The sequence below is a fragment of the Dehalogenimonas alkenigignens genome, assembly GCF_001466665.1.
Taxonomy (GTDB): Bacteria; Chloroflexota; Dehalococcoidia; order Dehalococcoidales; family Dehalococcoidaceae; genus Dehalogenimonas; species Dehalogenimonas alkenigignens.
In genome coordinates, this window is sequence record NZ_KQ758903.1 from 1,534,576 (window position 1) to 1,557,648 (window position 23,073).

Annotated in this window: 26 protein-coding genes; 12 read left to right on the plus strand and 14 right to left on the minus strand. The window is 54.6% G+C overall.

Annotated elements, in window-relative coordinates; all coding sequences use genetic code 11:
• Window positions 1-76 precede the first annotated feature (76 nt).
• Both DEALK_RS08040 and DEALK_RS08045 read right to left on the minus strand, forming a co-directional pair.
• A complete protein-coding gene (locus tag DEALK_RS08040) occupies window positions 77-1,516 on the minus strand; it encodes an MFS transporter (RefSeq protein ID WP_058439714.1) in 1,440 nt (479 codons plus the stop codon).
• A gap of 50 nt (window positions 1,517-1,566) precedes the next feature.
• Window positions 1,567-2,004, minus strand: a complete 438-nt coding sequence (locus DEALK_RS08045; RefSeq protein ID WP_058439715.1) for a universal stress protein — start codon at window positions 2,002-2,004, stop codon at window positions 1,567-1,569.
• A gap of 459 nt (window positions 2,005-2,463) precedes the next feature.
• On the opposite strand from DEALK_RS08045, the gene DEALK_RS08050 reads away from it, so the two are divergent.
• Entirely contained in the window at window positions 2,464-3,003 is a 540-nt protein-coding gene (locus DEALK_RS08050; protein WP_058439716.1) for a hydrolase, read from the plus strand.
• A 30-nt stretch (window positions 3,004-3,033) separates the two neighbouring features.
• On the opposite strand, the gene DEALK_RS08055 is transcribed toward DEALK_RS08050, so the two are convergent.
• From DEALK_RS08055 to DEALK_RS08085, 7 genes are all read right to left on the minus strand, one after another.
• Complete coding sequence (locus DEALK_RS08055) at window positions 3,034-3,243, minus strand: hypothetical protein (protein WP_058439717.1); 210 nt, start codon at window positions 3,241-3,243, stop codon at window positions 3,034-3,036.
• Between the two features lie 60 nt (window positions 3,244-3,303).
• Window positions 3,304-4,659 carry a glycerate kinase type-2 family protein gene (locus DEALK_RS08060; RefSeq protein ID WP_058439718.1) on the minus strand — a complete coding sequence of 452 codons (1,356 nt, stop codon included), beginning with the start codon at window positions 4,657-4,659 and terminating at the stop codon, window positions 3,304-3,306.
• A gap of 71 nt (window positions 4,660-4,730) precedes the next feature.
• A complete protein-coding gene (locus DEALK_RS08065; protein WP_058439719.1) occupies window positions 4,731-5,663 on the minus strand; it encodes a substrate-binding domain-containing protein in 933 nt (310 codons plus the stop codon).
• A complete protein-coding gene (locus DEALK_RS08070) occupies window positions 5,663-7,063 on the minus strand; it encodes a reductive dehalogenase (RefSeq protein WP_058439720.1) in 1,401 nt (466 codons plus the stop codon). Before DEALK_RS08070 ends, DEALK_RS08065 begins: the two co-directional genes overlap by 1 nt.
• A 212-nt stretch (window positions 7,064-7,275) precedes the next feature.
• Entirely contained in the window at window positions 7,276-8,790 is a 1,515-nt protein-coding gene (locus DEALK_RS08075) for a reductive dehalogenase (RefSeq protein WP_058439721.1), read from the minus strand.
• A 122-nt stretch (window positions 8,791-8,912) separates the two neighbouring features.
• The gene (locus DEALK_RS08080; protein WP_058439722.1) at window positions 8,913-9,491 is read right to left on the minus strand and encodes a hypothetical protein; all 579 of its coding nucleotides are present in this window, start codon (window positions 9,489-9,491) and stop codon (window positions 8,913-8,915) included.
• A gap of 36 nt (window positions 9,492-9,527) precedes the next feature.
• Window positions 9,528-11,030, minus strand: coding sequence for a B12-binding domain-containing radical SAM protein (locus DEALK_RS08085; protein WP_058439723.1), 1,503 nt, complete (start codon window positions 11,028-11,030; stop codon window positions 9,528-9,530).
• Between the two features lie 257 nt (window positions 11,031-11,287).
• Between DEALK_RS08085 and DEALK_RS08090 the strand changes: the two genes are divergently transcribed.
• Window positions 11,288-12,445: a geranylgeranyl reductase family protein gene (locus DEALK_RS08090; protein ID WP_058439724.1), complete on the plus strand. Its 1,158-nt coding sequence runs from the start codon at window positions 11,288-11,290 to the stop codon at window positions 12,443-12,445.
• 21 nt (window positions 12,446-12,466) lie between these two features.
• On the opposite strand, the gene tatA is transcribed toward DEALK_RS08090, so the two are convergent.
• Complete coding sequence (gene tatA, locus DEALK_RS08095; RefSeq protein ID WP_065128740.1) at window positions 12,467-12,718, minus strand: twin-arginine translocase TatA/TatE family subunit; 252 nt, start codon at window positions 12,716-12,718, stop codon at window positions 12,467-12,469.
• A gap of 182 nt (window positions 12,719-12,900) precedes the next feature.
• On the opposite strand from tatA, the gene DEALK_RS08100 reads away from it, so the two are divergent.
• From DEALK_RS08100 to DEALK_RS08110, 3 genes are read left to right on the plus strand one after another with little or no spacing between them, the layout of a single operon-like run.
• Window positions 12,901-13,278, plus strand: a complete 378-nt coding sequence (locus tag DEALK_RS08100) for a methionine-R-sulfoxide reductase (RefSeq protein ID WP_058439725.1) — start codon at window positions 12,901-12,903, stop codon at window positions 13,276-13,278.
• Window positions 13,278-13,790, plus strand: a complete 513-nt coding sequence (gene msrA, locus DEALK_RS08105) for a peptide-methionine (S)-S-oxide reductase MsrA (protein ID WP_058439726.1) — start codon at window positions 13,278-13,280, stop codon at window positions 13,788-13,790. Before DEALK_RS08100 ends, msrA begins: the two co-directional genes overlap by 1 nt.
• Before the next feature lie 21 nt (window positions 13,791-13,811).
• On the plus strand, window positions 13,812-14,480 hold the full coding sequence (locus DEALK_RS08110; protein ID WP_244881598.1) for a phosphoribosyltransferase: 669 nt from the start codon (window positions 13,812-13,814) through the stop codon (window positions 14,478-14,480).
• A 282-nt stretch (window positions 14,481-14,762) separates the two neighbouring features.
• Here DEALK_RS08110 and DEALK_RS10165 read toward each other — a convergent pair whose 3' ends face one another.
• On the minus strand, window positions 14,763-14,903 hold the full coding sequence (locus DEALK_RS10165) for a hypothetical protein (RefSeq protein WP_165802709.1): 141 nt from the start codon (window positions 14,901-14,903) through the stop codon (window positions 14,763-14,765).
• Window positions 14,904-15,109: 206 nt separating this feature from the next.
• Between DEALK_RS10165 and DEALK_RS08115 the strand changes: the two genes are divergently transcribed.
• The 3 genes from DEALK_RS08115 to DEALK_RS08125 all read left to right on the plus strand — a co-directional run bounded on the left by DEALK_RS08115 (window position 15,110) and on the right by DEALK_RS08125 (window position 17,585).
• A complete protein-coding gene (locus DEALK_RS08115; RefSeq protein ID WP_058439727.1) occupies window positions 15,110-15,796 on the plus strand; it encodes a response regulator in 687 nt (228 codons plus the stop codon).
• A gap of 56 nt (window positions 15,797-15,852) precedes the next feature.
• A complete protein-coding gene (locus tag DEALK_RS08120; protein ID WP_058439728.1) occupies window positions 15,853-17,046 on the plus strand; it encodes a sensor histidine kinase in 1,194 nt (397 codons plus the stop codon).
• A 116-nt stretch (window positions 17,047-17,162) separates the two neighbouring features.
• Window positions 17,163-17,585, plus strand: coding sequence for a response regulator (locus tag DEALK_RS08125; RefSeq protein ID WP_058439729.1), 423 nt, complete (start codon window positions 17,163-17,165; stop codon window positions 17,583-17,585).
• A gap of 7 nt (window positions 17,586-17,592) precedes the next feature.
• On the opposite strand, the gene DEALK_RS08130 is transcribed toward DEALK_RS08125, so the two are convergent.
• Window positions 17,593-18,261 (minus strand): dienelactone hydrolase family protein, encoded by a 669-nt coding sequence (locus DEALK_RS08130; RefSeq protein WP_058440108.1) that lies wholly within the window; start codon window positions 18,259-18,261, stop codon window positions 17,593-17,595.
• Between the two features lie 133 nt (window positions 18,262-18,394).
• Between DEALK_RS08130 and DEALK_RS08135 the strand changes: the two genes are divergently transcribed.
• Window positions 18,395-19,279: a DMT family transporter gene (locus tag DEALK_RS08135; protein WP_058439730.1), complete on the plus strand. Its 885-nt coding sequence runs from the start codon at window positions 18,395-18,397 to the stop codon at window positions 19,277-19,279.
• Window positions 19,280-19,284: 5 nt separating this feature from the next.
• Here DEALK_RS08135 and DEALK_RS08140 read toward each other — a convergent pair whose 3' ends face one another.
• Window positions 19,285-19,524, minus strand: a complete 240-nt coding sequence (locus DEALK_RS08140; RefSeq protein ID WP_058439731.1) for a hypothetical protein — start codon at window positions 19,522-19,524, stop codon at window positions 19,285-19,287.
• 74 nt (window positions 19,525-19,598) lie between these two features.
• The gene (locus DEALK_RS08145) at window positions 19,599-20,249 is read right to left on the minus strand and encodes a cyclase family protein (RefSeq protein ID WP_058439732.1); all 651 of its coding nucleotides are present in this window, start codon (window positions 20,247-20,249) and stop codon (window positions 19,599-19,601) included.
• A 110-nt stretch (window positions 20,250-20,359) separates the two neighbouring features.
• Here DEALK_RS08145 and dnaX point away from each other — a divergent pair, with 110 nt between their 5' ends.
• The 3 genes from dnaX to recR all read left to right on the plus strand — a co-directional run bounded on the left by dnaX (window position 20,360) and on the right by recR (window position 23,073).
• On the plus strand, window positions 20,360-22,114 hold the full coding sequence (gene dnaX, locus DEALK_RS08150) for a DNA polymerase III subunit gamma/tau (protein ID WP_058439733.1): 1,755 nt from the start codon (window positions 20,360-20,362) through the stop codon (window positions 22,112-22,114).
• Entirely contained in the window at window positions 22,096-22,395 is a 300-nt protein-coding gene (locus DEALK_RS08155; protein WP_058439734.1) for a YbaB/EbfC family nucleoid-associated protein, read from the plus strand. Before dnaX ends, DEALK_RS08155 begins: the two co-directional genes overlap by 19 nt.
• Before the next feature lie 66 nt (window positions 22,396-22,461).
• Window positions 22,462-23,073 (plus strand): recombination mediator RecR, encoded by a 612-nt coding sequence (recR, locus tag DEALK_RS08160; RefSeq protein ID WP_058439735.1) that lies wholly within the window; start codon window positions 22,462-22,464, stop codon window positions 23,071-23,073.

The following is a 23,073-nucleotide window of genomic DNA, read 5'->3' on the forward strand; positions in this document are numbered from 1 at the left end:
GACCACGGGTTGAGGCAATAATAAAAGCGTGGGGCATTGCTACCCCACGCTTTTAAAAGCTGAAACTGAATCCAGGTTATTCTTTTACCGGTGAACCACCAAGAGCTGCTTTAGCTTTTTCGCCGGCTACCTGACCCATCATGGAGATCGAGGTTGAAGCATCGGTGATGTCAACATCCTTGGTCTCTTTAACGAACAGCATGCCGACGACAAAGCAGATCGAAGCCACGCCCATCGGCCACCAGAGGCCGGCGAAGTTGTTGCCGGTGGAGTTGATCAAGGCCAGACCGAAAATCGGTACCAGTCCGCCGAAAACGCCGTTGCCGATATGGTAAGGCAGCGACATCGAGGTATAGCGGATTTTAGTCGGGAATAACTCTACCAGGAAGGCAGCGATAGGTCCGTAAACCATCGTCACGTAAATGACCTGAATGAATATCAAAGCCATCAGAGCAGGCATATTGTAACCAATGTAGTCGAACATGAAATGCTGGCCGGGGTCGGTTGGAGCAAAGGCAGCCATCGCACCATAGATCGGATAGTAAGTCACAACCGCCAGGAACATACCTGCCATCATGATCTTCTTACGGCCGATCTTGTCGGACAGCCACCCGAAGAAAATGAAGAACGGGGTAGCAAACAACAACGCGACGCCAATTATAACGTTGGAGTCCACCAGCGTCACTCCGAAGATTTTCTGAAGGTAGAACAGCGCGTAAAACTGGCCGGTGTACCAAACGACACCCTGACCCATGGTAGCACCGAACAACGCCAGAGCAACCCATTTCAGGTTATACGGATTGGCAAAGCTTTCTTTCAAGGGGTTCTTGGAAACGGTCTTGGTATCCTTGAGTTTCTGAAACAGCGGGGATTCCCTCAGGGACAACCGGATCCAGATGGATAAAGCGATAAGGAAGATGGAGACCAGGAACGGTACGCGCCAGCCCCATTCGCCAAAAGCTTCGGTGCCGACGATAAGGCGGGTAGACAGAATGACACCCAGGGATAAGAACAGACCCAGTGTAGCCGTGGTCTGAATGAAGCTGGTGTAAAAGCCGCGCTTGCCGGGCGGAGTGTGTTCAGCGATATAGGTCGCGGCGCCGCCATATTCGCCACCGAGAGCCAGGCCTTGCAGAATACGAAGTGTGATAAGAATGATGCCGGCAAAATCGCCAAGGGTTTCACGCGTTGGCAGCAGGCCGACAGCGAAGGTCGCCAAACCCATTATGGACATGGTGACGAGGAAGGTAAATTTCCGGCCGATCAGGTCTCCGATACGTCCGAAGAACACAGCGCCGAACGGGCGGACGATGAAACCGATGGCGAAAGTAGCGAGCCAGGCGATGATGTCGCCGACTTCGGTGCCGGTGTGATAGAACTTGCCGGAGATAGTAGTGGCCAACGAGCCGAAAATGTAAAAGTCGTACCATTCGATCATGGTACCTGAGGACGAGGCAAAGATGACTTTCTTCAAGCTTTGAGCGCCGTTTTTAGCGGTATCAACTATGCTTGCCATGAAACCTCCCTTCTCCTAATTCAAAACTGATTGGTGCCGGGTATTCATGATTATTCACTCGCCCGGATCATCATCACCGGGATCTTGGAATGACGGACCACGCGTTCAGCCACGCTGCCGATCAGCCAGCTAGCCGGCCAACCGCGCCCATGAGTTGACATGGCGATGACATCGGCTTTGAGTTCTTCAGCCATTTTAAGAATGGTGGTGGCGGGTCCGCCTTCCCGCAGATGACAGGTAACCTTAAACCCGGCGGCTTTGAGTTCATCGCAGACTTTGGTCATGTATTTGTTGGCGCTTTTTTCGCCCTCGGCGACGGTGTAGCCGGCGATTGCCGGGTCCTCGAAGGCAAACTCTTGAGCGGGATTTGCCGCAACATTCAGTAAGGCGATTTCAGCTCCTTCGGCATAAGCAAGCGCTTTTGCATGAGGCAGCACGCCTTCAGCGGTCTTGGATCCGTCGAGCGGAACCAAAATTCTTTTGTACATCCTTCCCCACCTTTCGGTTTTTATTACTGGATTATGGGTCAAAGTTTTCTCAAGTTCGAGAGAGGTGAGATGCCATTTCTGGCTGGAATATCCCAATTTGTCGACCTTTGAAGGTTCATAACCCTCTGCAAACTGGAATGCGGATATCATACATGGTACTAGTACCTAATTGCAAGGTCATTATCAAGAGATATTTTCTTTATTACCGTTTTTTATCCTTCTTTTCTATTCTTTGTTGTATATTATATTGTACTCACCATCATTTCGCCCATATACCCATACTTTTCACCTCTGCAGGCATTGAATATCTGCTTTGTCTCAGGGCAAGAGAAATGAATATTTTTTTACGTAAAGTAACTTTGCCGGTATTGGTCGGTGGGCGACAAGTTCCAGGTGAGGTATTTACCAGAACCCGTGGTTTCGGGTAACATGAAATGAATACAAATTCAGGGGAAAAGCGTGCTTAAATTAGAAAATTCGCTGCTGCTAATTATAGATGTGCAGGAAAAACTGTTTTCGGTCATCCATGAAAGGGAGATCCTACTCTCAAATCTTTTGAAACTCGTTAAAGGAATCAATATTCTCAACGTACCGATTATTTTCACCGAACAGAACCCAGCCGGCCTCGGTAAAACACTGTCAGAAATAACAGAACTCATCTCTAGCGCGGGGGCACCAGTGAAGTTCAGCTTCAGCTGCTGCGGTGAAACCGAAATAATAAACCAGATCAGGACCTCGAAGCGTAACCAAATACTGGTTTGCGGTATTGAAGCCCATATCTGTGTTTATCAGACTTCTCTCGATCTACTGTCTGGGGGGTACGAGGTGCATCTCGTTAGTGATTGCGTTTCCTCGCGCTCAGCCCAAAACCGCGAGCTGGCGCTGCGGAGACTTGAACGGGAGGGCGTCAAAGTGAGCGGGGTTGAAATGGCGCTGTTTGAACTGCTTCAGACAGCAAAAGCACCGCAATTCAAGGCTATCAGCGCTTTAGTAAAATGAACAATCCCCAATACGACTTATAGATAGTATTTATATTCGGGATTCTTTGGTGGGTGTGGTCGAGGGGCCGGGCACGGATTCTTTTTCCGCGGTGAACGGGGAATATCCGGTACCCAGCGGTTTGCCATCCCGGGTGATTTGGAGGCCGGTGCCGCAGCGGGCGCACGACTGATGGCGCGGGAACTGAAGTCCCCAGCCGACGCATTCATAACCGCAGTTTGGGCATTTGCCTTGAAGCATGACCTAATGATACACCAATAGTACGGGGAATAACAGGTTTTTTTGAAAATAACGCGGTAATTAAACTTTGGTACTATTCTCGAGCAGGTACAAAACAAAGTCGCCGACATTGGTCCCGGTATCACCTGTCACCACCAACGAATTCCCGATGCTCTTAAATGCGGAATTACTATCAAAGTTATCGGTGAATTCCGTTAGATTGAGCCCGAGGCGATTTGCCTTCTCCAGCGTGGCGCGATCAGCCATGGCACCGGCGACATCCGGTATGAAGTCAGAATCGTCGGTGCCGACAGATGCCACCAGCCACTCCCCGGGCATGGTTCTCAATTCCTGGAGGGCGACTAGGGCGTAGTGCTGGTTCCGGCCGCCGGCACCGGCAGTTGACGGTACCACGGGGGCTGTTTCGCCGCCGAAAATGACGGTATCAAACTCATTATACTTGCCACCAATAATATCGGCCGCGGCCAGGCAAGCGGCGGAGGCAGTTTCCCCGGAAATATATGAAGGCGAAATCCAAACACGGCGCCCAAGATCTTTAGCGCGGGTCTGCATCGCCGTCAGAGCCAGCTGATTATCGGCAATTGTAAAATTATGGCAATTAGGAAGGGATTTGGGAGTATCTGGCACACTTCCATCCCTACCCTTCATGAGGTGGTTCATCACCTTCGGCGGTAACCGCGCAGCCAATTTATACCGGTAGATTACGCCCAGAGCATCATCGAAAGTGGACGTATCCGCCGCCGTCAAACCGGAGGCGATGACGGACGGATCGTTGCCTGAAACGTCGGAAATTATCAGCGATATCACTTGGGCGGGGGAAAAATGCCGCCCCAGGTTGCCGCCTTTGATTTTTGACAGGTGCTTTCTCACGACATTGATTTCAGTGATGTTCGCCCCGGACTTTATCAGAATATCGACAGCTTGTTGTTTATCAGACAGGCTTATTCCTGAAGCTGGGCTGGACAGCAAAGCCGAACCGCCGCCTGAAATCAGGCAAACCACCAGATCTTCGCCGGTGATGTCGAACATGTTCTTGAAGCCTAGAATACGTTCAGCAGCCTGAACGCTGCGTTCATCGGGTATCGGATGCCCGGTATTGACGACTTCAACGCGACGGGTCTGGTAGTTACCGCCTTTGCCGGCAACCAGACCCGCGCAAATATGATCAGGAGCGATAATTTTTTCCAGAGAGACTGCCAAAGCGCCGGAAGCTTTACCGCCGCCGACAATAAATAGCCGGCAAGGGATCTGGAATCGGTGGCCGGGAATATCGAGCGTCCGGCTTGATGGATTGAAACTGAGCACTGAAGGGATGACCCGGTCCGGCTGAACGCTCTGGATGCCGGCTTCAATCAAGTCAATAGCAAGCCGCCGCAGAGGAGACAAACCCAGTTCTTCGCCGTTTTTGATTATCATCGGTTTCGCCCCAGGCAGGATTATAATCAAAGGGCTGGAGCTTTGACACCTTGTTAGATTGGATGGGGATTTTACTGGTCCAGGTTGGGGAAAAATAGTCTCAGATACCCGCCGAGCATAACCATGTCCTGCCCCGGCTCGGACAGGCAGAAATCAATGAATTCCTGCACTATGCCACCCGGCTGGCCGTCCGTATAGTAATACAGGGGGCGGTAGATGGGGAAGATTCCGGCCGAAGTGGTTTCCAAACAGGCTTTTGAGGGCTCTTCACCGGCGGTGTGGGCGATCCAGGTCGGCGTCACTTCCTGGGTGACGATGTTGACCGGCGTGAAAAAGACGGCGAACGGGTTTTCGGCCACCAGGTCGTTGCCTTCTTCGGCCGACCTGACGAAGATTACATTTGACCCGAACTCGATGGTTTCATCCGCAGAAGGCAAACCGTACAGCCGCAATACCTTCGCCTTAAAGAAATCATAAGCCGGGGTGCCAGGCGGCATGGCGTAAACGGCTATTGGTTCGTCCGGCCCGCCAAGTTCTTTCCAGTTGACGATCCGGCCGCTGTAAATGCCGGATACCTGCTCCAGCGTCATCAGTTCCACCGGATTCCACGGCCAGCGGATGACAGATAACGCGTCCGAAGCAATTCGGATGCGATTTGTTTCTATCCCGGGCGCCGTTTCGGCATCGGCCGGTCCCAGCCGCGGCATTGACTGGTATATCGCAGCGCCGCGGGACAAAGCGTCAATACCGGAGAACGCATCCTCAACGACCGTTATAACCACCCCGGGATGCAGCTTCATGAATTCGGCCGCCCAAACCCGGGACAACGGCGCCACCAGCGGGTCACCGCTAATGGTAAAGGAGCCGGTAAGGTCACTGGATCGATCAATATCTGTAGTATCACCGGCGCCGGAATTATTGGAAGGGAGAAACGCCAGGATCATCAATGCCGCGGCCGGTATTACCAGCGGCAGCAAATTATTTTTGGTACTGAACTGCTTCATCACCAGTCTTTGACCCCAAACCCTTTCAGCTCGTCATAAGGCCATTTGGAAAGATCACGCTGCCACCAGTCTTCACGTTCCGCATCACTTTTCTGCCGCCCGTAGCCGAACGCGCGGTCCATACCGGCAAAGAAACCATTCAGCGCCGGCGTCACGGCCGAGGCCGCTCTGACCATGTTATGAATAGAGGCATCCGGAGGATGGTTGAAGGGGCAGGTCATCTGGCAGTTAGAACAGTCATGCGGCCCGCCCCACTCGGCACACTTCTGCCAGTGCTGGTGGAAGCCTTTAAAGCCGCCGCGGTTCCATTGCCCGGCAACTTCCCACGAGGTGTCATCGTCCAGCGACAGGGCGCCCGGCGGGCATATCTCGGCGCAACGCTTGCAGGACTTGCAGAATTCAGTCACCCCGGCATCAATCGGCCGGGTCGGCTGAAGCGGTAGATCGGTTATCGCCCAATCAACGTAACGGATGGACAGGCCGTAATCCGGCGAGCAGCAGTAAGCGGTACGCCCCTGCTCCGCCAGTCCGGAGAACAAACCGAAAGGCACATTGGCCCGGACTTCCGGCTGCAGCGCCAGGTACCCGAGACCGTGCAGAAAACCGGTGACATTCCAGCGTATCTGAGGAGCATGCGAATAAGAGGCGTTGCGAGAAGCCTGACCGAGTTCGAAGGTTTTATTGCGGTCAGGTCCAGTATCATCCGTTCTCAAGGCATACAATGACTGGGGATAATTCTGCTTGGTAAGCCAGGTGAGAATCCAGCGGCAGCGGCTGGGAATATGGTACACACCGGCTGCATCGATATAAGCAGCCGGGATATCTTCCCAGATGGTCGTGCCGAGGTCGAACAGGCGCTTCGTATGCTCATTCACCTCGATAGCCCCGACCCGGGGTGCGCCGTAAAAATGAGCCGCGGCTCTCATCATCTGCAGATTGTCTTCAGGAGCCCCCTGCCAGGCCGGCAGACCGCGGTCGGCCGGAGACGCGGTGCGGATGTTGCCCTGCCAGCCGAGATGCTGCATATTAAAGTTGTCATAAGTGGCCTCGTCCAGGGCGATGTCCCGGAGCGTGCCACCGGGAGTATTGTCGGCAACGTCCCGGACATGCCGGGCGTTGCGTTCATCAGCCTGCCTTTTCACCAGCGAAAGCGGCAGCATGTATAGCTTACGGGTATCATACGGCCTGAACATATCCCAATCGATCGGCGTGGTCAGGTCTTCGAAATCCCGCTCTTTCTGCCACCACTTGCGGTAATGGTGGGTGTCTGCCCCAGCGGCGAGTTCATCCAGGTCATGAAACAGCGGACCGCCGGCCGCGGCCAGCGACATGCCGGCTCCGGTCAGGCCGAGACCTTTCATGAAATCACGCCTTGAGATGTTTGAATGGAATTTGCTCATTGGATAACCGTTTTTACGCTGCCGATACTAACTCATTAAAGACTCTGCACTAACATTATGTAATATAAACGTCCGGCGGTCAATCCGCCATCATGCTTAGTTTACGTTAGGGAAAGATTACCTTCCAAGTGAACTCCGTTTGAAGAATAGAGGCGGGCTCGCGCCCGCCTCTATTCTTGTTTTCCGGGCTGGATGCTCCAGCTTGGAAAAGCTTATTTCTTGTAGCCGCCGTCGAATGAGGTGACGGTGGAGTCCATGCCGAAGACCGGGAAGGAGCGATCCCACCATTCCTCAGCCTTGGGGGAACCACCCTCATGGGTACCGGCACCATATTCGAATACCTCGCCCATGCGGAAGAAGAAGTTGTTGAGCGGGCCAATCTGTATATTGGATATGGTGCCTCGGATGAGTTCGTGCACCATGGCGCCCTTGTTGGTGGTGAAGGTGCAGTTGCCCCAGCAGACATTGCAGCCGTCAAGCTCGGTGCGGACCATGCGGCAGGCGGCGCCGTCAGACCAGAACTCTTTGGTGCCCCTGTTGTGCATCAGGTTGGGCTTGCCGTTGATGTCCGGGATCTCCCAGGTCGGCTCTTTGGCCAGCGAGATGCACTCGGCCGGGCAGGCGCGGGCGCACTTGCCGCAGTCGGCGCAGAACTTGAACATGCCGGCATCGATGGGATGGGTCGCGGCTACCGGCATATCGGTGATGTAGGAGTGAATGCGGCCGATGGGGCCCAGTTCAGGGGTCAGGCTGTAAACGTTGTTGCGGGAGGATTCAGCCACGCCGGTGAGGTTGGCCACAGCGGCTTCAATGAACGGATAGTTGGAGTCTCCGCCGTCGCCGATCATCTGGTAGCCCATGTAGCGCAGGAAGTTGTAGACCGAGGGTTTGAGCGCGGTGGCCACGAAGTCCGAGCCGTTGAAGCGGCCGCCCATGGCCGGTGCGGCGCGGGACATTTCGTGGGACATGTGCTCCCAGTGAACCAGGTGATACATCTGATTCTTGGCCGGTACCGCCAGAGCGGTGGAGTTTTCGTAGGCGGTATCGGCGGTATCGTCAATGATGAACTTCTTGGCGGCGTTGTGCTTAACGTTAGTGCACAGCAGTTTCTCGCGGTCCAGCGAAGAGAATTCGCCGTAGCCGGAGATGGCGGCGCCGACGTACTTCTGGTAGGCGTTCAGCATGTGGCTGTTCTCTTCCGGGGTGCCGTTCCACTTGGGCTCGCCGCGGTCGGCGGGGGTGGCAACACCCTTGTAGGTGGCGCCGCCGCCCTTGGTCCAGGTGCCGTTGGTGGAAGCGCCGGCCCAGGACTTGCTGACGTAAGCGGACCAGGAGGTGGTCACCGCGGTCTTCAGGGCCTGGCCGCGGTAGGTGTAACCGGGAGCTTGAGCCGCGATCTTGGCTTTGGCGTACTCGGCGCCCTTAGCGGAGGCGGCATCGGCACGGGCCTGCCCGTGATAGTAAGCCCACATCTCGGTCTGCTGCCCGGTGTTCGTCGGGTTGGGGCGTTTAATGACATCCCAGTCAACTTCGGTGGTCGGGTTGTGGGCTTCGCGCTCCTTGACCCACCAGGGGCGCTTCTGCATGACAGCGCCGGCGGAAATGAGCTCATCGACATCATGGAAAGCCGGATTGACGGCCGCCATGGCGCCGACACCGCCGGTCACCATCGCCATGACTTTCATGAACTCTCTGCGGCTGACGGTACTGTGAAACTTGTTCGACACTATTTTCTCCTTGATTCTTTTTTGCGACTTTGTTTTTGCGACTTGTTTGCGACTTTGGATCCCATGTTTGAACTTGAATCTGTTCTCTTCTAGACAATCACCTCCTTAGAAACACGCAGCGGTTAATCAGTATTGCCCAGGCCGACGCCGGTGCCTTCTAGGCCGTTGGCGCCGGTAGCTACCGGGTCGCCGATGTTGGCCGAATGCAGCCGCGGGTAGCAGCTGAAGGTCACGTTCATGTGGGCGTTTTCAATGACCACCATGCCGCTTTCATCCAGCCCGGTGACGATACCTCTGGCTTCAACCGTATCGGTCACCGCCAGGTACTGGAAGAATTCATCGCCGTTAGCCAGTTCGACCTTGATCTTTTCAGCCAGCGCCACATACGGCGAGGCGATTTTAGCCGTTACTACCGTCCGGCGGACGAAGACTTCCTGACCCACATACTGCTGCCAATTGGCTATTAGTTCGGCGTCGGTGACATCCACCCAGGTGATTTCCTCGACAATGGGCGTATCGTTGCCGCCAAGTTTCCCCCCGGTGGCGCCCGAGCCCAGGTCGACGGTGAAACCGTCACAGCCGGTCAGGGCGACCAGCATGGCCAGCCCGGCGATGCCCGTAGCCAACAGCGCCGGCTTGCCGCGGCGGTGCGGTTTGGTGGCGTCAACGCTCACCAGTTCCGCCCCAAGATAGTTACACATTGTGTCTACAGTGCCCTCCTTTGATCGTTATTCCTTTTATCCCGTCCCGGCGGTCATTACCACCGGAGATTCAGGTCTCTTTAGGAGCCAGTTTCGTGATGATCGTTTTTTTTCCGGATTACGGCCGATGACCCGCTGGAATTTGACCAGCCAGGATTCGCGGCCGTTGGCGGAGTCGAACAGAGCGTTCAGGTAGTTCTTTATAAGATAGGAAAGCGAGCCGAAAAATTGCCCTGGTTCCCGTATCGCCGTAATGAAATAGGCCGGGTTATGCCGCAGCATGAAACGGAAGCGTCGGGTGGCAAATGTGGCGCGGAAACTGGCCAGGGCGTCATCCATCATCTTGACCGGGACCTGCGACAGGTTGGCAGCGGTGGCATGATGAAGCTGGAAAGTGGACCAGCCTGCAAGCCTGTCAGGGACGCTGACCAGTTTTTCTGCCACGCAGCGGTCAAATAGCACCGTCTTAGGATAGGGCACGAACTTCATGAACAGATACGGCGGGTTGTCCAGCCGTTTTATGAAATCGAGAGTCTCCTGAAAATCCGCGGCCGTTTCCGTCGGGAAGCCGTATTGAATGAAGAGCGTCGGGATAATCCGCTGGCGGACCAGATTCCAGAAGGTCTTCTCAAATTCCTGAACGTTGCCCTTGGTCAGTAGGTCAAGGATCTTCTGGCTGCCGCTCTCGGCGCCGAGGATAACGGCGGTGCAGCCCGCCCTGGCCATCAATTTGGCTGTCTCCTCATCAATCGTGCCTGAGATCTGGCAGTTCCACTTGAGTTTGAGTTTCTTGCCTATCATGATCCGGCAGAACTTGTGGAGCCGTTCCCGGTTGATACCGAAGTTATCGCCGGTATACATCAGATAGTTAACGCCGAATTCTTTATGTATCCGTTCCGATTGGGCGGCGATGCGCTCAGCGGAAAGGTCAGCGACGTTGCCTTTGTAGAAGCTGGCGTCGGCGCAGAAGGTGCAGGTATACGGGCAGCCGCGCGAGGTAATGATGGAGACATCCCAGTATTTTTTAGGATCGACGAGGTGCCAGGCCGGGTCGGGAAGCTCATCCAGAGCTTCAAGAAAGGGGCGGGGTTCATTAATAACGATATCTCGGCCGTTCTTCCAGGCCAGACCTTTAATTTTCGACACCTGGCCTTCGCCTTTTTCAAGATAGGCCGCCAGTTCAAGCAGGGTGTATTCCCCGGCGCCGATAACGACGTAATCGACGTATTCTTCCTGAAGTGTCTGTTCCGGCAGGGCCGACGGGTGTCGGAAGCCCCACACTGTTTTGATGTTGGGATATACCTTTTTGAACTCCAGGGCTTTCTTGATCGAGTCCGCGATACACCCCGTGGAAACGGAGAAACCCACCAGGTCGGGATTAAAATCAGCGAACGACTCCGCAGTCCGGTCACCCAGATTGGCGTCGTGCAGCATTACTTTGTGACCGCCCTTTTCCAAAACGGCGGCAATCGACAGCAGTTCATCGGGGAACTTGGTGTACATGCCGTCGCGCAAAGGAATGCTCAGCAGGATTCTCATGGCACCTCTCAAGAACGATAGGGTTCGCCGGATCCGGAAATTGTCCCGGTGTTAAGCTGGTATTAACCATCGTAATTCTAGTGTTGTCTTAGTTTAATCCTAATATCATGAAATAGGAATCCGCCAAGATACGTATTTTTAGTTATGATTTAATAACCTGAGAGGATTTTTTACTTTTTTATGGGCACGCGCGCAAATCAAACCGGCTTGAATGTTGCCCCGGGCAGCCTGTTTGGGCTAGATTACCCGGAGTGAGTTTGAATTTGGATAGTGATGTTATCGTCATAGGAGCCGGCCCGGCCGGTTCGAGAACGGCACAGCGCATAGCCGCGGCCGGCTACAGTGTGATCCTGATCGAACGCCGGGCAGAATTAGGAAACCCCGTCTGCTGCACCGGGATTATCAGCTGCGAGGCATTTACCCGTTTCGAGATCGACCCGGTGATCGCTATGCGGGAATTAAAAAGAGCCACAATATACGCTCCCAACGGAAGGTCGGTTCAAGCGCAGCGGGACTCACCCCAGGCGGTTATTGTCGACCGCGGATCCCTTGATGGTTTTTTAACCACCCGGGCGGTGGAATCAGGCGCCAAACTACTTCTAAATACCCGGGCGGAATCCATAAGAACCGACGATAACCGGGTGATTGTCAGCGTTGCTTCATGCGAAAGATCATACAATCTGACCGCCAGGGCGGCGGTAATCGCCTCCGGCTTTACCCCAGCGCTGCTTCGCAACTTAGGACTTGGAAGAATCAAGGACGCTGCGCTCGGTCTCCAGGTGGAAGTGGATACTCCCGAACCTGCTGAAGTCCAACTCTTTCTAGGCCGCCGGTTTGCGCCGGGATTTTTCGGATGGCTGGCACCGATTTCGGATAGAAAAGCGAAATTGGGTTTGTTGACGCGCACGAAGGCCGACAACAGCCTGGATGCGTTAGCGGACTTCCTAAGGTGCCGGGGGATGATCCACCAGGTAACAGACGACATCCAATGCCGCCCGATACCTTTCTCGACACTCCCGAAAACCTTCACCGACCGGATTATGGTGGTTGGAGATGCCGCGGGTCAGGTGAAATCCACCACCGGCGGCGGCTTGAGCTACGGCATGACCTGCGCCGATATCGCCGCCGACACCATGACGAAGGCGCTATCCAGGAACAAACTTGATGCGGCCGCCTTACAGAGCTACGAAAGGGCATGGAAGGCACGGTTAGGCTGGGATTTACGACTCGGGCGGTTGGCGATGCATGCCTTTCAACGGCTCAGCGATCGGCAGATTGACCGGCTGATTGAGAGATGCGCCGATAAAAGGGTGTTCGACCGGATGGCAGCCGATGAGCGGCTGACTTTTGACCGCCACGGCGCCGCATTGCTGTCAGCCGGCCGCAGTTTGTGGCCGGCATTACTTTCTCTCTAGTCTGGTACAACCAGGCCAGGATTATTCATCATCGTTGCTGACAGGGGGCGGCGGCGGGCAGGGTTCGTTGCCCGGCTCAGCCTTCTTTTCGGCCGGTTTTCCGTCGATCGATGATTTGATGGATTTAACTTCAGAATCAACTTCCTGAGTCGCCTTCTTAAAGGAACGGAGTCCCTCGCCCAGAGAGCGGCCGATATCCGGCAGCTTGCCGATTCCAAAGATAGCTATCACAATCACCAGAACGATGATAATTTCCATTGGTCCGATTCGCATGTCAGTCTCCGAGAAAAACGTTTTGCAGGCACCGAAACTACCAGCATTATAACATAAGAACGAAAACGGGTCATGGGACAACAGGCGAGTTTCCTATCCGTAAATAGGTAGAACTACTTATTGCCAACACCAGGCGGCAGTCTCATAATGGACTTAAGACATCAAAATATGGAGTTTCCCGTATGGAATTCAACAAGCTTAATGCACAGGAAGAACACGTCATGGTTCATAAAGGAACTGAACCGCCGGGTACCGGAAGGTTCAACAAGTTTTTTAAAGAGGGCACCTACCGATGCCGGCGGTGCAACGCACGACTGTTTAAATCCGATGCCAAATTTGATTCCGGTTCAGGGTGGCCAAGTTTCGACGAAGCGATACCGGGAGCGGTCAAGGAAACGGTTGACTCGGATGGAATAAGAACCGAAATCACCTGTGCGAAATGCGGCGCTCATCTGGGTCACGTTTTCCGGGGCGAACGTAAAACCCCAAAAAACACCCGTCACTGCGTTAACTCGCTGTCGCTCGATTTCACGCCGGGCGCGGGAGAGGGGGAGCGTTAATGGAGAGCGCTGTCTTTGGAGGGGGTTGTTTTTGGTGCCTTGAAGCGGTGTTCAGCCGCTTAAAAGGCGTTACGGGGGTCACTCCGGGTTACGCTGGAGGTACCGTAGAAAAACCCACCTATGAACAGGTGTGCTCCGGGCGGACCGGTCATGCCGAGGTGGTCAGGATTGAGTACGATGAATCAGTGATTACGTTCAGGGATTTGCTGGCAGTGTTCTTCCGAGCTCATGATCCGACGACGGCGAACCGTCAGGGCGCAGATATCGGCAGCCAGTACCGGTCAATAATTCTAACCGCCGACCAGTCTAAGGAGAACGAGGCACGGGCTTACATCGAAAAGCTTGAGACTGCCGGTGAATTTCAGGACCCGATTGTCACCGAGATTCAGAAACTGAACGTATTTTACCCTGCAGAAACCTACCATCACGATTATTACAGGCGCCATTCCGATCAGCCTTATTGCAGAGCAGTAATCGCTCCCAAACTGGCAAAGTTATTCAAGGACAAGTAGCTTTCTATTTAAGGAAGACCTGTGGGACAAATCCGCGTCATCAGCCGCAGCGCTGCACCGTTCGTTGACCGGCAAGAAGCCGGCCGCCTGTTAGCGGACTCGATGAGTCACCTGATGGATACTCATGCGGTAGTTCTGGGAATACCCCGCGGCGGCGTGGCAGTGGCGGCGGAACTTGCCCGCCGGTTGAGGGCAGAACTCGATATCGTACTTTCAAGAAAGTTGAGAGCGCCTGGTCAGCCCGAACTTGCGATGGGGGCGGTGTCGGAAGACGGCCATGTGCTTCTGAATAAGGATGTCGTTGAAGCTCTTGATATCAAACCAGATACGATCGAGCGGGAACGGACATTTCAACTCTCCGAAATCGAACGGCGCGGTCGTCTGTTCAGGGGAACCAGGAAACGTGTGCCGCTCAAAGGCAGGATTGTAATTGTCACAGATGACGGTGTGGCAACAGGGGCAACGTTCAGGTCGGCACTGGATGCCTGTCGCCACGAAAGTCCGTCAAGATTGATAGCCGCCTTGCCGGTGGCGCCGGAAGGCGCCATTCAAGATATTGCGGCCGCCGCCGACGAACTGATTTGTTTACGGGTGCCGCCGTTTTTTAATGCAGTAGGACAATTTTATGTCAGATTTGAACAACTTGAAGATGACGACGTTATCAAATTACTTCAACTTTCGACGCCCTGACCAAGCAAACATTAAATAAACAATCACGGAGGGCAATTACAACGCCATCCGTGATCTGCGTTCTCTCAAATTAACGGCGCCCTCGCCGATGCAACTGCTCCGCCCTTGCCTGTTCCAGTGTCAGGATTTTGCCGGGGTAACCTACGTACCCGCACTGGAAGCATTGGGCGAAGGTGCCATATTCATCAGAATCCTCAAAAAGGTCGCCTTTACCGCACCGGGGACAACTCTTAAAGTGATACACTGTCCTTACCTCCGGTTTTTATGTCAGAACCCAATGACCTACTCTTCGGTTGTTCCTGTCTTTACCTGGACCGAGGAAACCGCGGCTGGTCTTACTTCCCGATTGAATTCGGTCTCCAAGCCCCAGCCGCCCGCGATTATAGCACCCAGCAACAATCCCATGACCAGTATTAAATCCATTTCCCGCTCCGGACTCGTTGAATGCCCTCATTAAACACTAACTCAACCGGGCTTTGTATCCGTAAAACTACGTAGTTATTCTTGAAAATGCCCTGAATTTTCCTGAAATCAAATGCCGAATACTGTCTTGGGATTTCACCAGTATTGGTTTATACTTTTATTATGACTAATCGGATATTCTGGTTAGCGCCGCCACGGGAGGCGATATGACGATCAGCATTTTCCTTGCCGATGACCACCGGGTGGTGCGCGCAGGGATAAGGGCGTTGCTGGAAAGCCAGACGGACTTTGTCGTGGTAGGCGAAACCGAGGATGGGCTCGATGCCGTCAAACAGGTGGAACAGCTTCATCCGGATGTCTTGATCGTGGACCTGATGCTGCACGGCATTTCAGGCATCGAGGTCTGCCGCCAAGTCGTGAAGCACTCTAGCCGGACGGTAGTGGTGATACTTTCGATGTACGGTAATGAGACCTACGTCCAGGGAGCCCTGCGGGCCGGAGCTAAGGGCTACCTTCTAAAAGAGGCGACGGTTGATGAACTGGTTTCAGCCGTCCGCGAGGTTATGAAAGGCAGGCACTACCTGTCCGCCTCCCTGTCACAGAGGGCGATTGAAAATTACATCAAACAGCAGGAAACGGATACGATAACCGATCCTTACGAGCAACTGTCCACCCGCGAGCGGGAGGTGCTTCACCTGGTGGCTCGCGGCCATACCGGATCAGATATCGCCCGGCGCCTTTTTATCAGCCCACGGACCGTGGAGGCGCATCGGGCAAATTTGATGCGCAAGCTCGATATGCGCAACCACAGCCAGTTGCTTCGCTACGCCCTCCAGAAGGGAATTATTAGTGCGGAGAACGAAGGTCTGCCGGAAAACCATGATGGTGGCTAGGATGATCATTGTGTCTCCTGTCTCTTACCAGCGCCGAACGAACCGGGGAGGCTAACTTGGGAAACGAACCTGAAGGCAGCGCGGGTACGGACTATCTGCATTCTATCGTTGCCGCAGTAAATGAGTTAAAGACAGATAGCCTGCCGATCCCGATTGCGCTGCTGACCACCGGGTTCAAGGTGGCACAAACAAATTCCGCGTTCCTACAGGCTTTCAACCTTTCCGTGGACCCGGCCTCTAAAGGCGACCTGTTTTTGAACCTGTTTGAGGATGTTGACCTCGCCGATACCTGCCGGAGAGCAATGACTACCGGCCAACCGGGTAACCGCCGCGACAGTCCGTTACTCATCGCCGGGCAACCGGAGCGGGGTATTACTTATTGGGATTGGACGTTCGCCCCGGTTCGGGATAGCAAGGGTCGGTTTGAGGGACTGGTGTGCTCCGCGATCGAGACCACCCAACGGGTGAGGGCGGCCGATACCCTTCAGAAATCATCTGAAGGACTGGAAACGGCGGTGCGTCAGGGAACAGAATCTCTGCGTAGGGTCAACCTTGAGTTGGCCTCCGAAGTCAAGCAGCGGGCTGCCGCTGAAAGCGAACTCAGATCATTATCACGAAGGTTGATCCAGATTCAGGAGGATGAGAGGAGGCGCATTTCTCAAGAACTGCATGATGAGGTCGGCCAAAACCTGACCATGTTGAAAATGGTTCTTGATACCGCTGCCAGGCAGTTAGAGGGAATATCCGCGAGTAGCATTAAAGAAGCCTCAGCTCAAGTCAGCAGGATTATCGCCCAGGTCAGGGATATCTCTATGTTCCTTCACCCCTCGATACTTGAGGTGCTGGGGCTCGAACCAGCGCTCAGGGCTTTGTTTGAGAGACTCCGGGCACAGACCGGTCTCGTTGTGAGTTTCAATTCAGCCTTTGACGATACCCGGCTTAATGCTGACAGCCGGTTGTGCGCCTACCGCACGGTTCAGGAGGCTTTAACCAATATCCTGCGGTATGCCGGAGTAAAGACCGCCAGCGTTTCCCTTTCCGATGAGGGTAATGATGTGCTTCTTTCGATAGCCGACGATGGCATCGGCTTTGACCTGACCGTCCTGAGCGCCGGGCAGACCAACGGATTGACCGGAATGAGGGAACGTGTATCCGCTGTCGGCGGGAAGTTCAATATTACGACCCATCCCGGTGAAGGCACGTTAATCGAAATCGTTCTACCAAACAACGACTCCAATGCTGGTGAATAGCAATTCGTCTCATTTTTGAGCAAATTAACACGCCACTTTAAGTACTTTTACTAATATCACCCGGCGAGACCAGGTGGTATCCTATCTCCAGTTCAATCAATGAATTACCACAACCTATGATTAGAGTTCTACTGGCCGACGACCATGAAATTGTAAGACAAGGCGTCGCGGCTCTCCTGAATTTAGAACCGGACATCCAGGTGATCGGCGGCGCCTCCGGAGGCGAACAAGCGCTTGATATGGTTTACAAGTTGATGCCGGATGTACTGGTTACTGACATCGAAATGCCGGGGTACTCCGGAATTCGCCTCTGCCGAGAAATCCGCAGCCGCGGCCTGGCGACCAAGTGCATTGTTTTGTCGATGCACTCGGCCGAGGAATACGTTCATGGAGCATTCCGCGCCGGCGCCGGCGGGTACGTCACCAAAGAGCGTTCAGTGGAACAGCTTGCCGACGCCATCCGAACGGTGGCGCGTGGCAAGCGTTACCTCAGCCCCCACCTGCCGATCGTCTTTTCCAGCCTGCCCCAACCTTGCTGATACGGTTTCAACACCGGTTCGACGCGGCTGTCAGGTATTTTAAGAACCAGCTTGCCGCTAAACTGCGGACTTCATCCAGTTTTCCCGGTTCTTCAAAAAGGTGGGAAGCTCCCGCTACTATGACCAGCTCTTTAGCCGTGTTCAACCTTTCCAGTGCCAGGTTGTTCAGGGGAATAACATCCGTATCTTTACTGCCGACAATTAGCATTGTTGGGCATCTCACCGCCGGCAGGCAGCGCAGCGCCAGGTCCGGCCTGCCGCCTCGGGATACCACAGCCCTGACGGTATCGCTGCGCTGGCTGGCAGCGCACAGGGCGGCGGCGGCGCCGGTGGAAGCGCCGTAAAATCCGATCGGTAATTTGCAGTAATCCGGATGGGTTCTTACCCAATCGGTGGCTGACAGCAGGCGCCGTGTCAGCAATTCGATATTGAAGCGGAATTCGGCTGTAACCCGATCCACCGCTTCCTCTCCCGGTGTCAGCAGGTCGAAGAGCAGGGTCCCGAACCCGACGCTTCTCAGAGCGGCGGCAACCCACCGGTTGCGTGAACTTTTCCTTGATGAACCACTACCGTGGGCGAATATGACCATACCATCCGGTTTCGCCGGGAGGCACAGATCACCTGAAAGGTAACCACGGTCGGACGGTATATTTATCAGGCACTCGCCTTCATCCATAATGCCACTCATTCAGAACTATGAGAACGAATAATATGTTCCAACAGCGCCTTTCTTATACCATTTTATTCTGATTGGGGTTTTCCCGCCACAAACTGCTATAATCTGCCCTCGGTTTCTCAATGGGAGGCGAATGTTCAACAACTGGAGGAGTTCGACAAGATTGGCGGCGGTTGCCCTGGTCGCCGTGACGGCCGCCTGGGGCGCTACCTTTGTTGTCGTCCAGGACGCGGTCTCCAAAGTTCCGGTCATGGACTTCCTGGCCGTCAGGTTCTGCGTGGCTGCGGCTGCAATGCTGGCTCTTCGCCCTATGGCTTTGCGGAAAATGGGGAAGGAGGGCTACATAAGGTCGGTTTGGCTTGGCCTGGCGCTCGGTCTCGGCTACATTACCCAGACTTACGGCCTGCAGCATACATCCGCATCAGTTTCCGGTTTTATCACCGGTATGTTTGTGGTGCTGACTCCGGTTATTTCATGGTTAGTTCTTGGGCGTAAGACCGGCCCCAATGTATGGCGTGCAGTGCTGTTGGCGACCCTGGGTCTGGCCATTCTTTCGGTTCGGGGCGGTTCAGCCGGTATCGGCGAACTCCTGACTCTACTCTGCGCTGTGTTATTTGCCCTCCACATCGTCGGTTTGGGCGAATGGTCTTCGAAGCACGACATCTACGGCTTGGCACTGCTGCAAATTGCCTTCGTTGGAGGATTGTGCCTGGCGGCGGCTGTGCCCAACGGCTTGACCCTGCCGCCGGACGCCGGGGTTTGGGGCGCGGTGGCGCTGACGGCACTGGTGGCAACCGCCTTCGCCTTCATCATCCAAACCTGGGCCCAGTCATTGATGAGTCCAGCCAGAGCCGCGGTAATTATGACCATGGAACCGGTATTCGCTGGATTTTTTGCCGTGCTACTTGCCGGAGACCAATTGACTCTCCGCATAATCCTAGGCGGCATGCTAGTCCTGGCAGCCATGATTCTTACTGAAGTTAAACCCGGCACCAGTCTGAAACGCCTGGAAATCTGAGGAACCTACACAATCCAGATATCCTGAGGTTCCGCTTCAAAGGTATTTAGACAATCGCTGCAGCTGAATACGACGCGAGAAAGTCTTGAACCCCATCTTTCAAAACGGGAAATGTATGCCCGCCCGTTGTCTCTGGGGCAGTAAGCCATCATCGTATATCGGTATTTGGTGTCAGGATCAACCAGAGACACGTGACCGCTGGCGAAGAGCTTTTCAACTTTCACCGTATCTTTCACCGGTTCCATAGCGTTCGCCTCCCTAAGTATTCCGATAGATAATATATTCCTGCCCTGCAGTGACCGCAAGAGAACTATTGGCTCTACCGCCGCCGTAAAACAACCCTGGCCGGGGCCCCGTCACCGTCCCGGATTTTCATCGGCAGGCAGATCAGATCGTACATGCCCGGGGTAATCATGGATAGGTCAAGACCTTCTAAGATCCAGATGCCCGCATCAAGCAGACTGCGATGAACATCATAAGCATCAGGCTCGATGGGGCCGATTGACGGGCTGTCGATACCGACCAATCCGATCTCTTTTTCGACCAGATATTGCCCCGCTTCCGGGGTGATGTAGCGATAATCTCTATTGAACTTTCCCGCCGCCGGCAATCCCACGGTATTCGTCTTTAAGATCAGCCTTTTACATGCTCCTATCCGGCATTTCTGAAACATCAGGGGCGTAACCGGCTCTCCACCTGTTAACTCTATAACCTGAGCTGGCCCGATCAGCAGATCAAGAGGCGCCCGGTCAACTGACAAACCAGTTTCGATAAAATGCCGGGGGGCGTCCAGGTGAGTACCGGAATGAAGGCTCATTGAAATAGATGAAAGGTTATACGGCGCGCCGTTCCGGATCTGCCGGACAGGGGTGATCTCGACATTTGGATCGCCCGGCCAAACGCCCATCTCATGGTCCAGGATCATTGAAATATCAACCCATGACTCTGCTCTGTTAGATTGTACCGGCATAGCGTTCTCCAAGTTTATTTATATTGTATCAGACCCGGTGTCCGTTCGGCTGGGCGGGCTAAATCTGTATTATCTTAAACGGTGTCAGTTAAGGTATAATTACGCCGCTTATGTCTTGCCAGGTTTATTACCGAAAATGGCGCCCGCAGCGGCTTTCTGAAGTGGTCGGCCAGGAGCCGATAACCCGCACTCTGCTATCCGCTTTGAATCAACGCCGTTTGGCTCAGGCTTACCTTTTCTGCGGACCCCGGGGCACGGGTAAAACCTCCACCGGGCGCATCTTAGCCAAGGCGGTCAACTGCCTGAGCAATGAAGGCGCCGGCGAACCGTGCAACACCTGTTCCATGTGCCGGGCTATCACCGACGGCCGGGCCATGGATGTGATCGAGATCGATGCCGCGTCTAACACCGGCGTCGATGATATCCGCGAACTTAAAGAGCGCGTCAACTACGCCCCGGCCGAAGCCCGCTTCAAGGTCTATATCATCGACGAGGTCCATATGCTGTCGACGAGCGCGAGCAACGCGCTTCTGAAGACGTTGGAGGAGCCGCCGCCGCGAGTCATATTCATCCTCGCGACGACCGAACTGCATAAGATATTGCCTACTATCATGTCCCGCTGCCAGCGCTTCGATTTCCGCCGGCTTTCCGCCAAAGACATCGCCGGCAAACTCTCGGAAGTGGCTGCCGCCGAAGGCATCGACATCAGCGAATCCGCGGTAGCCATGCTGGCCCGGGCCGCCGGCGGCGCCCTGCGCGACGCTGAGAACCTGCTCCAGCAGGTTGCCACGGTCCGCGGCGGCCATATCGGTCTTAAAGATGTCCAGTCATCGCTGGGCCTCACCGGCGACGACCGGTCCGGAAAACTTCTGGCCGCTATTGCGACCGGTGACGCCGCCGCCGGGCTGCGCCTGTTGCACGGCGTAGCCGCCGACGGCGTCGACCTGAAGCAATTCAATCGAGAACTGGTCGAGCGATTACGCCAGTTGCTCATGGTCAAAGCCGGTTCCGCCGATGCCGCAGGGCTGAGTGACAATGAACTGGCCGAGACTAAAGCTCTAGCCGCTGCCACGACCATCGAACAGATATTGAAAGCATTGAAAGGCTTTTCCGCCCTATCCGCCGGAACCGATATGGGCACTCCGCTGGCCATGGAAATGGCTCTTGTTGACGCGACGATAAAACCATCGCCTGCCGAAAAAATCGTCGAAGTTAAGCCTGGTAGAGCCGAACCGGCGCAACTACCGGTCAGGAAAGTTGAGCCCGCCGCTAAACCTGCCGAAGTGACCTCGCCGTCACCACCAAAGGAAAGTGTTCGGCAATCTAAAGGGGAACCGGTTGCACCGATTCAACCCGCTGCCGCGGCCACACCTGTATCCGCCGACCTGCCGCTGGTTCCAGTCAGTCCTGTGGCCATCCAGCCGAAGGATTCCCAGCCTTCCCCTGGCGCTAAAGAACGAATGGTTGATGAAGTTCCGCCCCCGGTGAATGAGCCGAAACTGACCGGAGCGCCGGTAACGACGCTCGAAGAATTGCAAGATCAATGGCCCCAAATACTGACTCAAGCGCCGCCAAGGCTGCGTCGGTCGACGGCGCTGGCCATCCTGAGATCTGCGGGCATCGTCCAGCCTGTCAGCTTCAACAATGGCACGATCACCCTGTCCTTCAAATTCGCCGTCCATATGAACAAGATCAATGAACCCGAAAACAAGAAAATTACTGCGGAAATACTCTCGGCTTGCGTCGGGGCGCCGTGCCAGGTGGCTTGTGTTTTTGACCAGGTAAGCAACCATCTGGTCAAGGAGGCGCAGAAGAGGGGAGCCGAGATAATAAAAGTGGAGGATAAATGGATTTCTCAAAAGTAAAGCAAGCCATGGAACTGAAACAGCAGCTGGATAAGATCCAGAAAGAACTGGCCAAAATTATCGTCGAAGCTGAGCGGGGGCCGGTCAAAGTCACCGCCAACGGCCAACAGAAGCTAATTTCGATAACCATCAACCCGGAAGCGGTCATCCCGGCCAAAACCAAGCAACTGGAAGATAACATCCTGAAAACCATAAACGACGCCATGGAAAAGGCTAAAAAGGAATCGTCCAAACAAATGGCAGGAATGATGGGCGGAATGGGACTGCCGGGTCTGGGATAGCCGGAGGCGGATTATCATTTTTTCTGGTGTTATTGACACGCTTTTCACAGCCATTTAAGGATGAATATGAAGGAAGCGCCTAAGTCCACCGCCGCAGCTGTAAACCGCCTGACTGACGTGCTGTCCCGGCTACCGGGAATAGGACCGAAGAGTGCCCAGCGCCTGGCTTACCATCTGCTCAAAGCCTCCGAGGAACAGGTGAGGGAATTATCTGATGCGCTGGTAGCCGTGAAGCAGAAAACGCGGCGCTGCCGGGTATGCTGCAACATCGCCGACGGAGACCTCTGTCTCATCTGTGGCAACCCGGTGAGGGACAGGAGCCGAATCTGTGTGGTTGAGCAACCACAGGATATGCTGACCTTGGAGCACACCGGAGTCTATAAGGGCGTTTACCACGTGCTGCACGGCAACATCTCCCCGGCTGAAGGCGTGGGCAGCGATGATATCTGCATCAGAGAGCTTATGGCTCGCCTCGATGGAAGCGATGTGACGGAAATCATCCTGGCAACAAACGCCAATGTCGAGGGCGAGACCACAGCTATGTACCTGCAGCGTCTGATCAGCCCACTGGGAGTAAAAGTGACCAGGCTGGCGCGGGGCTTGCCCTTCGGCGGCGAGATCGAGTACGCCGACGATGTCACTCTGTCCCGCGCTATGGAGAACCGCCAGGAGTTTTGA

Excerpts from the sequence above, each read along its gene's own strand:
- DEALK_RS08055 (WP_058439717.1), bottom strand. The coding sequence starts at position 3,243 with ATGCTTCAAGGCAAATGCCCAAACTGCGGTTATGAATGCGTCGGCTGG.
- DEALK_RS08140 (WP_058439731.1), bottom strand. The coding sequence starts at position 19,524 with ATGGAACCGGTGAAAGATACGGTGAAAGTTGAAAAGCTCTTCGCCAGC.
- DEALK_RS08085 (WP_058439723.1), bottom strand. The coding sequence starts at position 11,030 with ATGAGAATCCTGCTGAGCATTCCTTTGCGCGACGGCATGTACACCAAG.
- tatA (WP_065128740.1), bottom strand. The coding sequence starts at position 12,718 with ATGCGAATCGGACCAATGGAAATTATCATCGTTCTGGTGATTGTGATA.
- DEALK_RS08145 (WP_058439732.1), bottom strand. The coding sequence starts at position 20,249 with ATGCCGGTACAATCTAACAGAGCAGAGTCATGGGTTGATATTTCAATG.
- DEALK_RS08040 (WP_058439714.1), bottom strand. The coding sequence starts at position 1,516 with ATGGCAAGCATAGTTGATACCGCTAAAAACGGCGCTCAAAGCTTGAAG.
- DEALK_RS08065 (WP_058439719.1), bottom strand. The coding sequence starts at position 5,663 with ATGAAGCAGTTCAGTACCAAAAATAATTTGCTGCCGCTGGTAATACCG.
- DEALK_RS10165 (WP_165802709.1), bottom strand. The coding sequence starts at position 14,903 with ATGGATTTAATACTGGTCATGGGATTGTTGCTGGGTGCTATAATCGCG.
- DEALK_RS08155 (WP_058439734.1), top strand. The coding sequence starts at position 22,096 with ATGGATTTCTCAAAAGTAAAGCAAGCCATGGAACTGAAACAGCAGCTG.
- DEALK_RS08135 (WP_058439730.1), top strand. The coding sequence starts at position 18,395 with ATGTTCAACAACTGGAGGAGTTCGACAAGATTGGCGGCGGTTGCCCTG.
- DEALK_RS08100 (WP_058439725.1), top strand. The coding sequence starts at position 12,901 with ATGGAATTCAACAAGCTTAATGCACAGGAAGAACACGTCATGGTTCAT.
- DEALK_RS08080 (WP_058439722.1), bottom strand. The coding sequence starts at position 9,491 with ATGTGTAACTATCTTGGGGCGGAACTGGTGAGCGTTGACGCCACCAAA.
- DEALK_RS08130 (WP_058440108.1), bottom strand. The coding sequence starts at position 18,261 with ATGGATGAAGGCGAGTGCCTGATAAATATACCGTCCGACCGTGGTTAC.
- msrA (WP_058439726.1), top strand. The coding sequence starts at position 13,278 with ATGGAGAGCGCTGTCTTTGGAGGGGGTTGTTTTTGGTGCCTTGAAGCG.
- DEALK_RS08125 (WP_058439729.1), top strand. The coding sequence starts at position 17,163 with ATGATTAGAGTTCTACTGGCCGACGACCATGAAATTGTAAGACAAGGC.
- DEALK_RS08060 (WP_058439718.1), bottom strand. The coding sequence starts at position 4,659 with ATGATAATCAAAAACGGCGAAGAACTGGGTTTGTCTCCTCTGCGGCGG.
- DEALK_RS08070 (WP_058439720.1), bottom strand. The coding sequence starts at position 7,063 with ATGAGCAAATTCCATTCAAACATCTCAAGGCGTGATTTCATGAAAGGT.
- DEALK_RS08045 (WP_058439715.1), bottom strand. The coding sequence starts at position 2,004 with ATGTACAAAAGAATTTTGGTTCCGCTCGACGGATCCAAGACCGCTGAA.
- DEALK_RS08115 (WP_058439727.1), top strand. The coding sequence starts at position 15,110 with ATGACGATCAGCATTTTCCTTGCCGATGACCACCGGGTGGTGCGCGCA.
- recR (WP_058439735.1), top strand. The coding sequence starts at position 22,462 with ATGAAGGAAGCGCCTAAGTCCACCGCCGCAGCTGTAAACCGCCTGACT.
- dnaX (WP_058439733.1), top strand. The coding sequence starts at position 20,360 with ATGTCTTGCCAGGTTTATTACCGAAAATGGCGCCCGCAGCGGCTTTCT.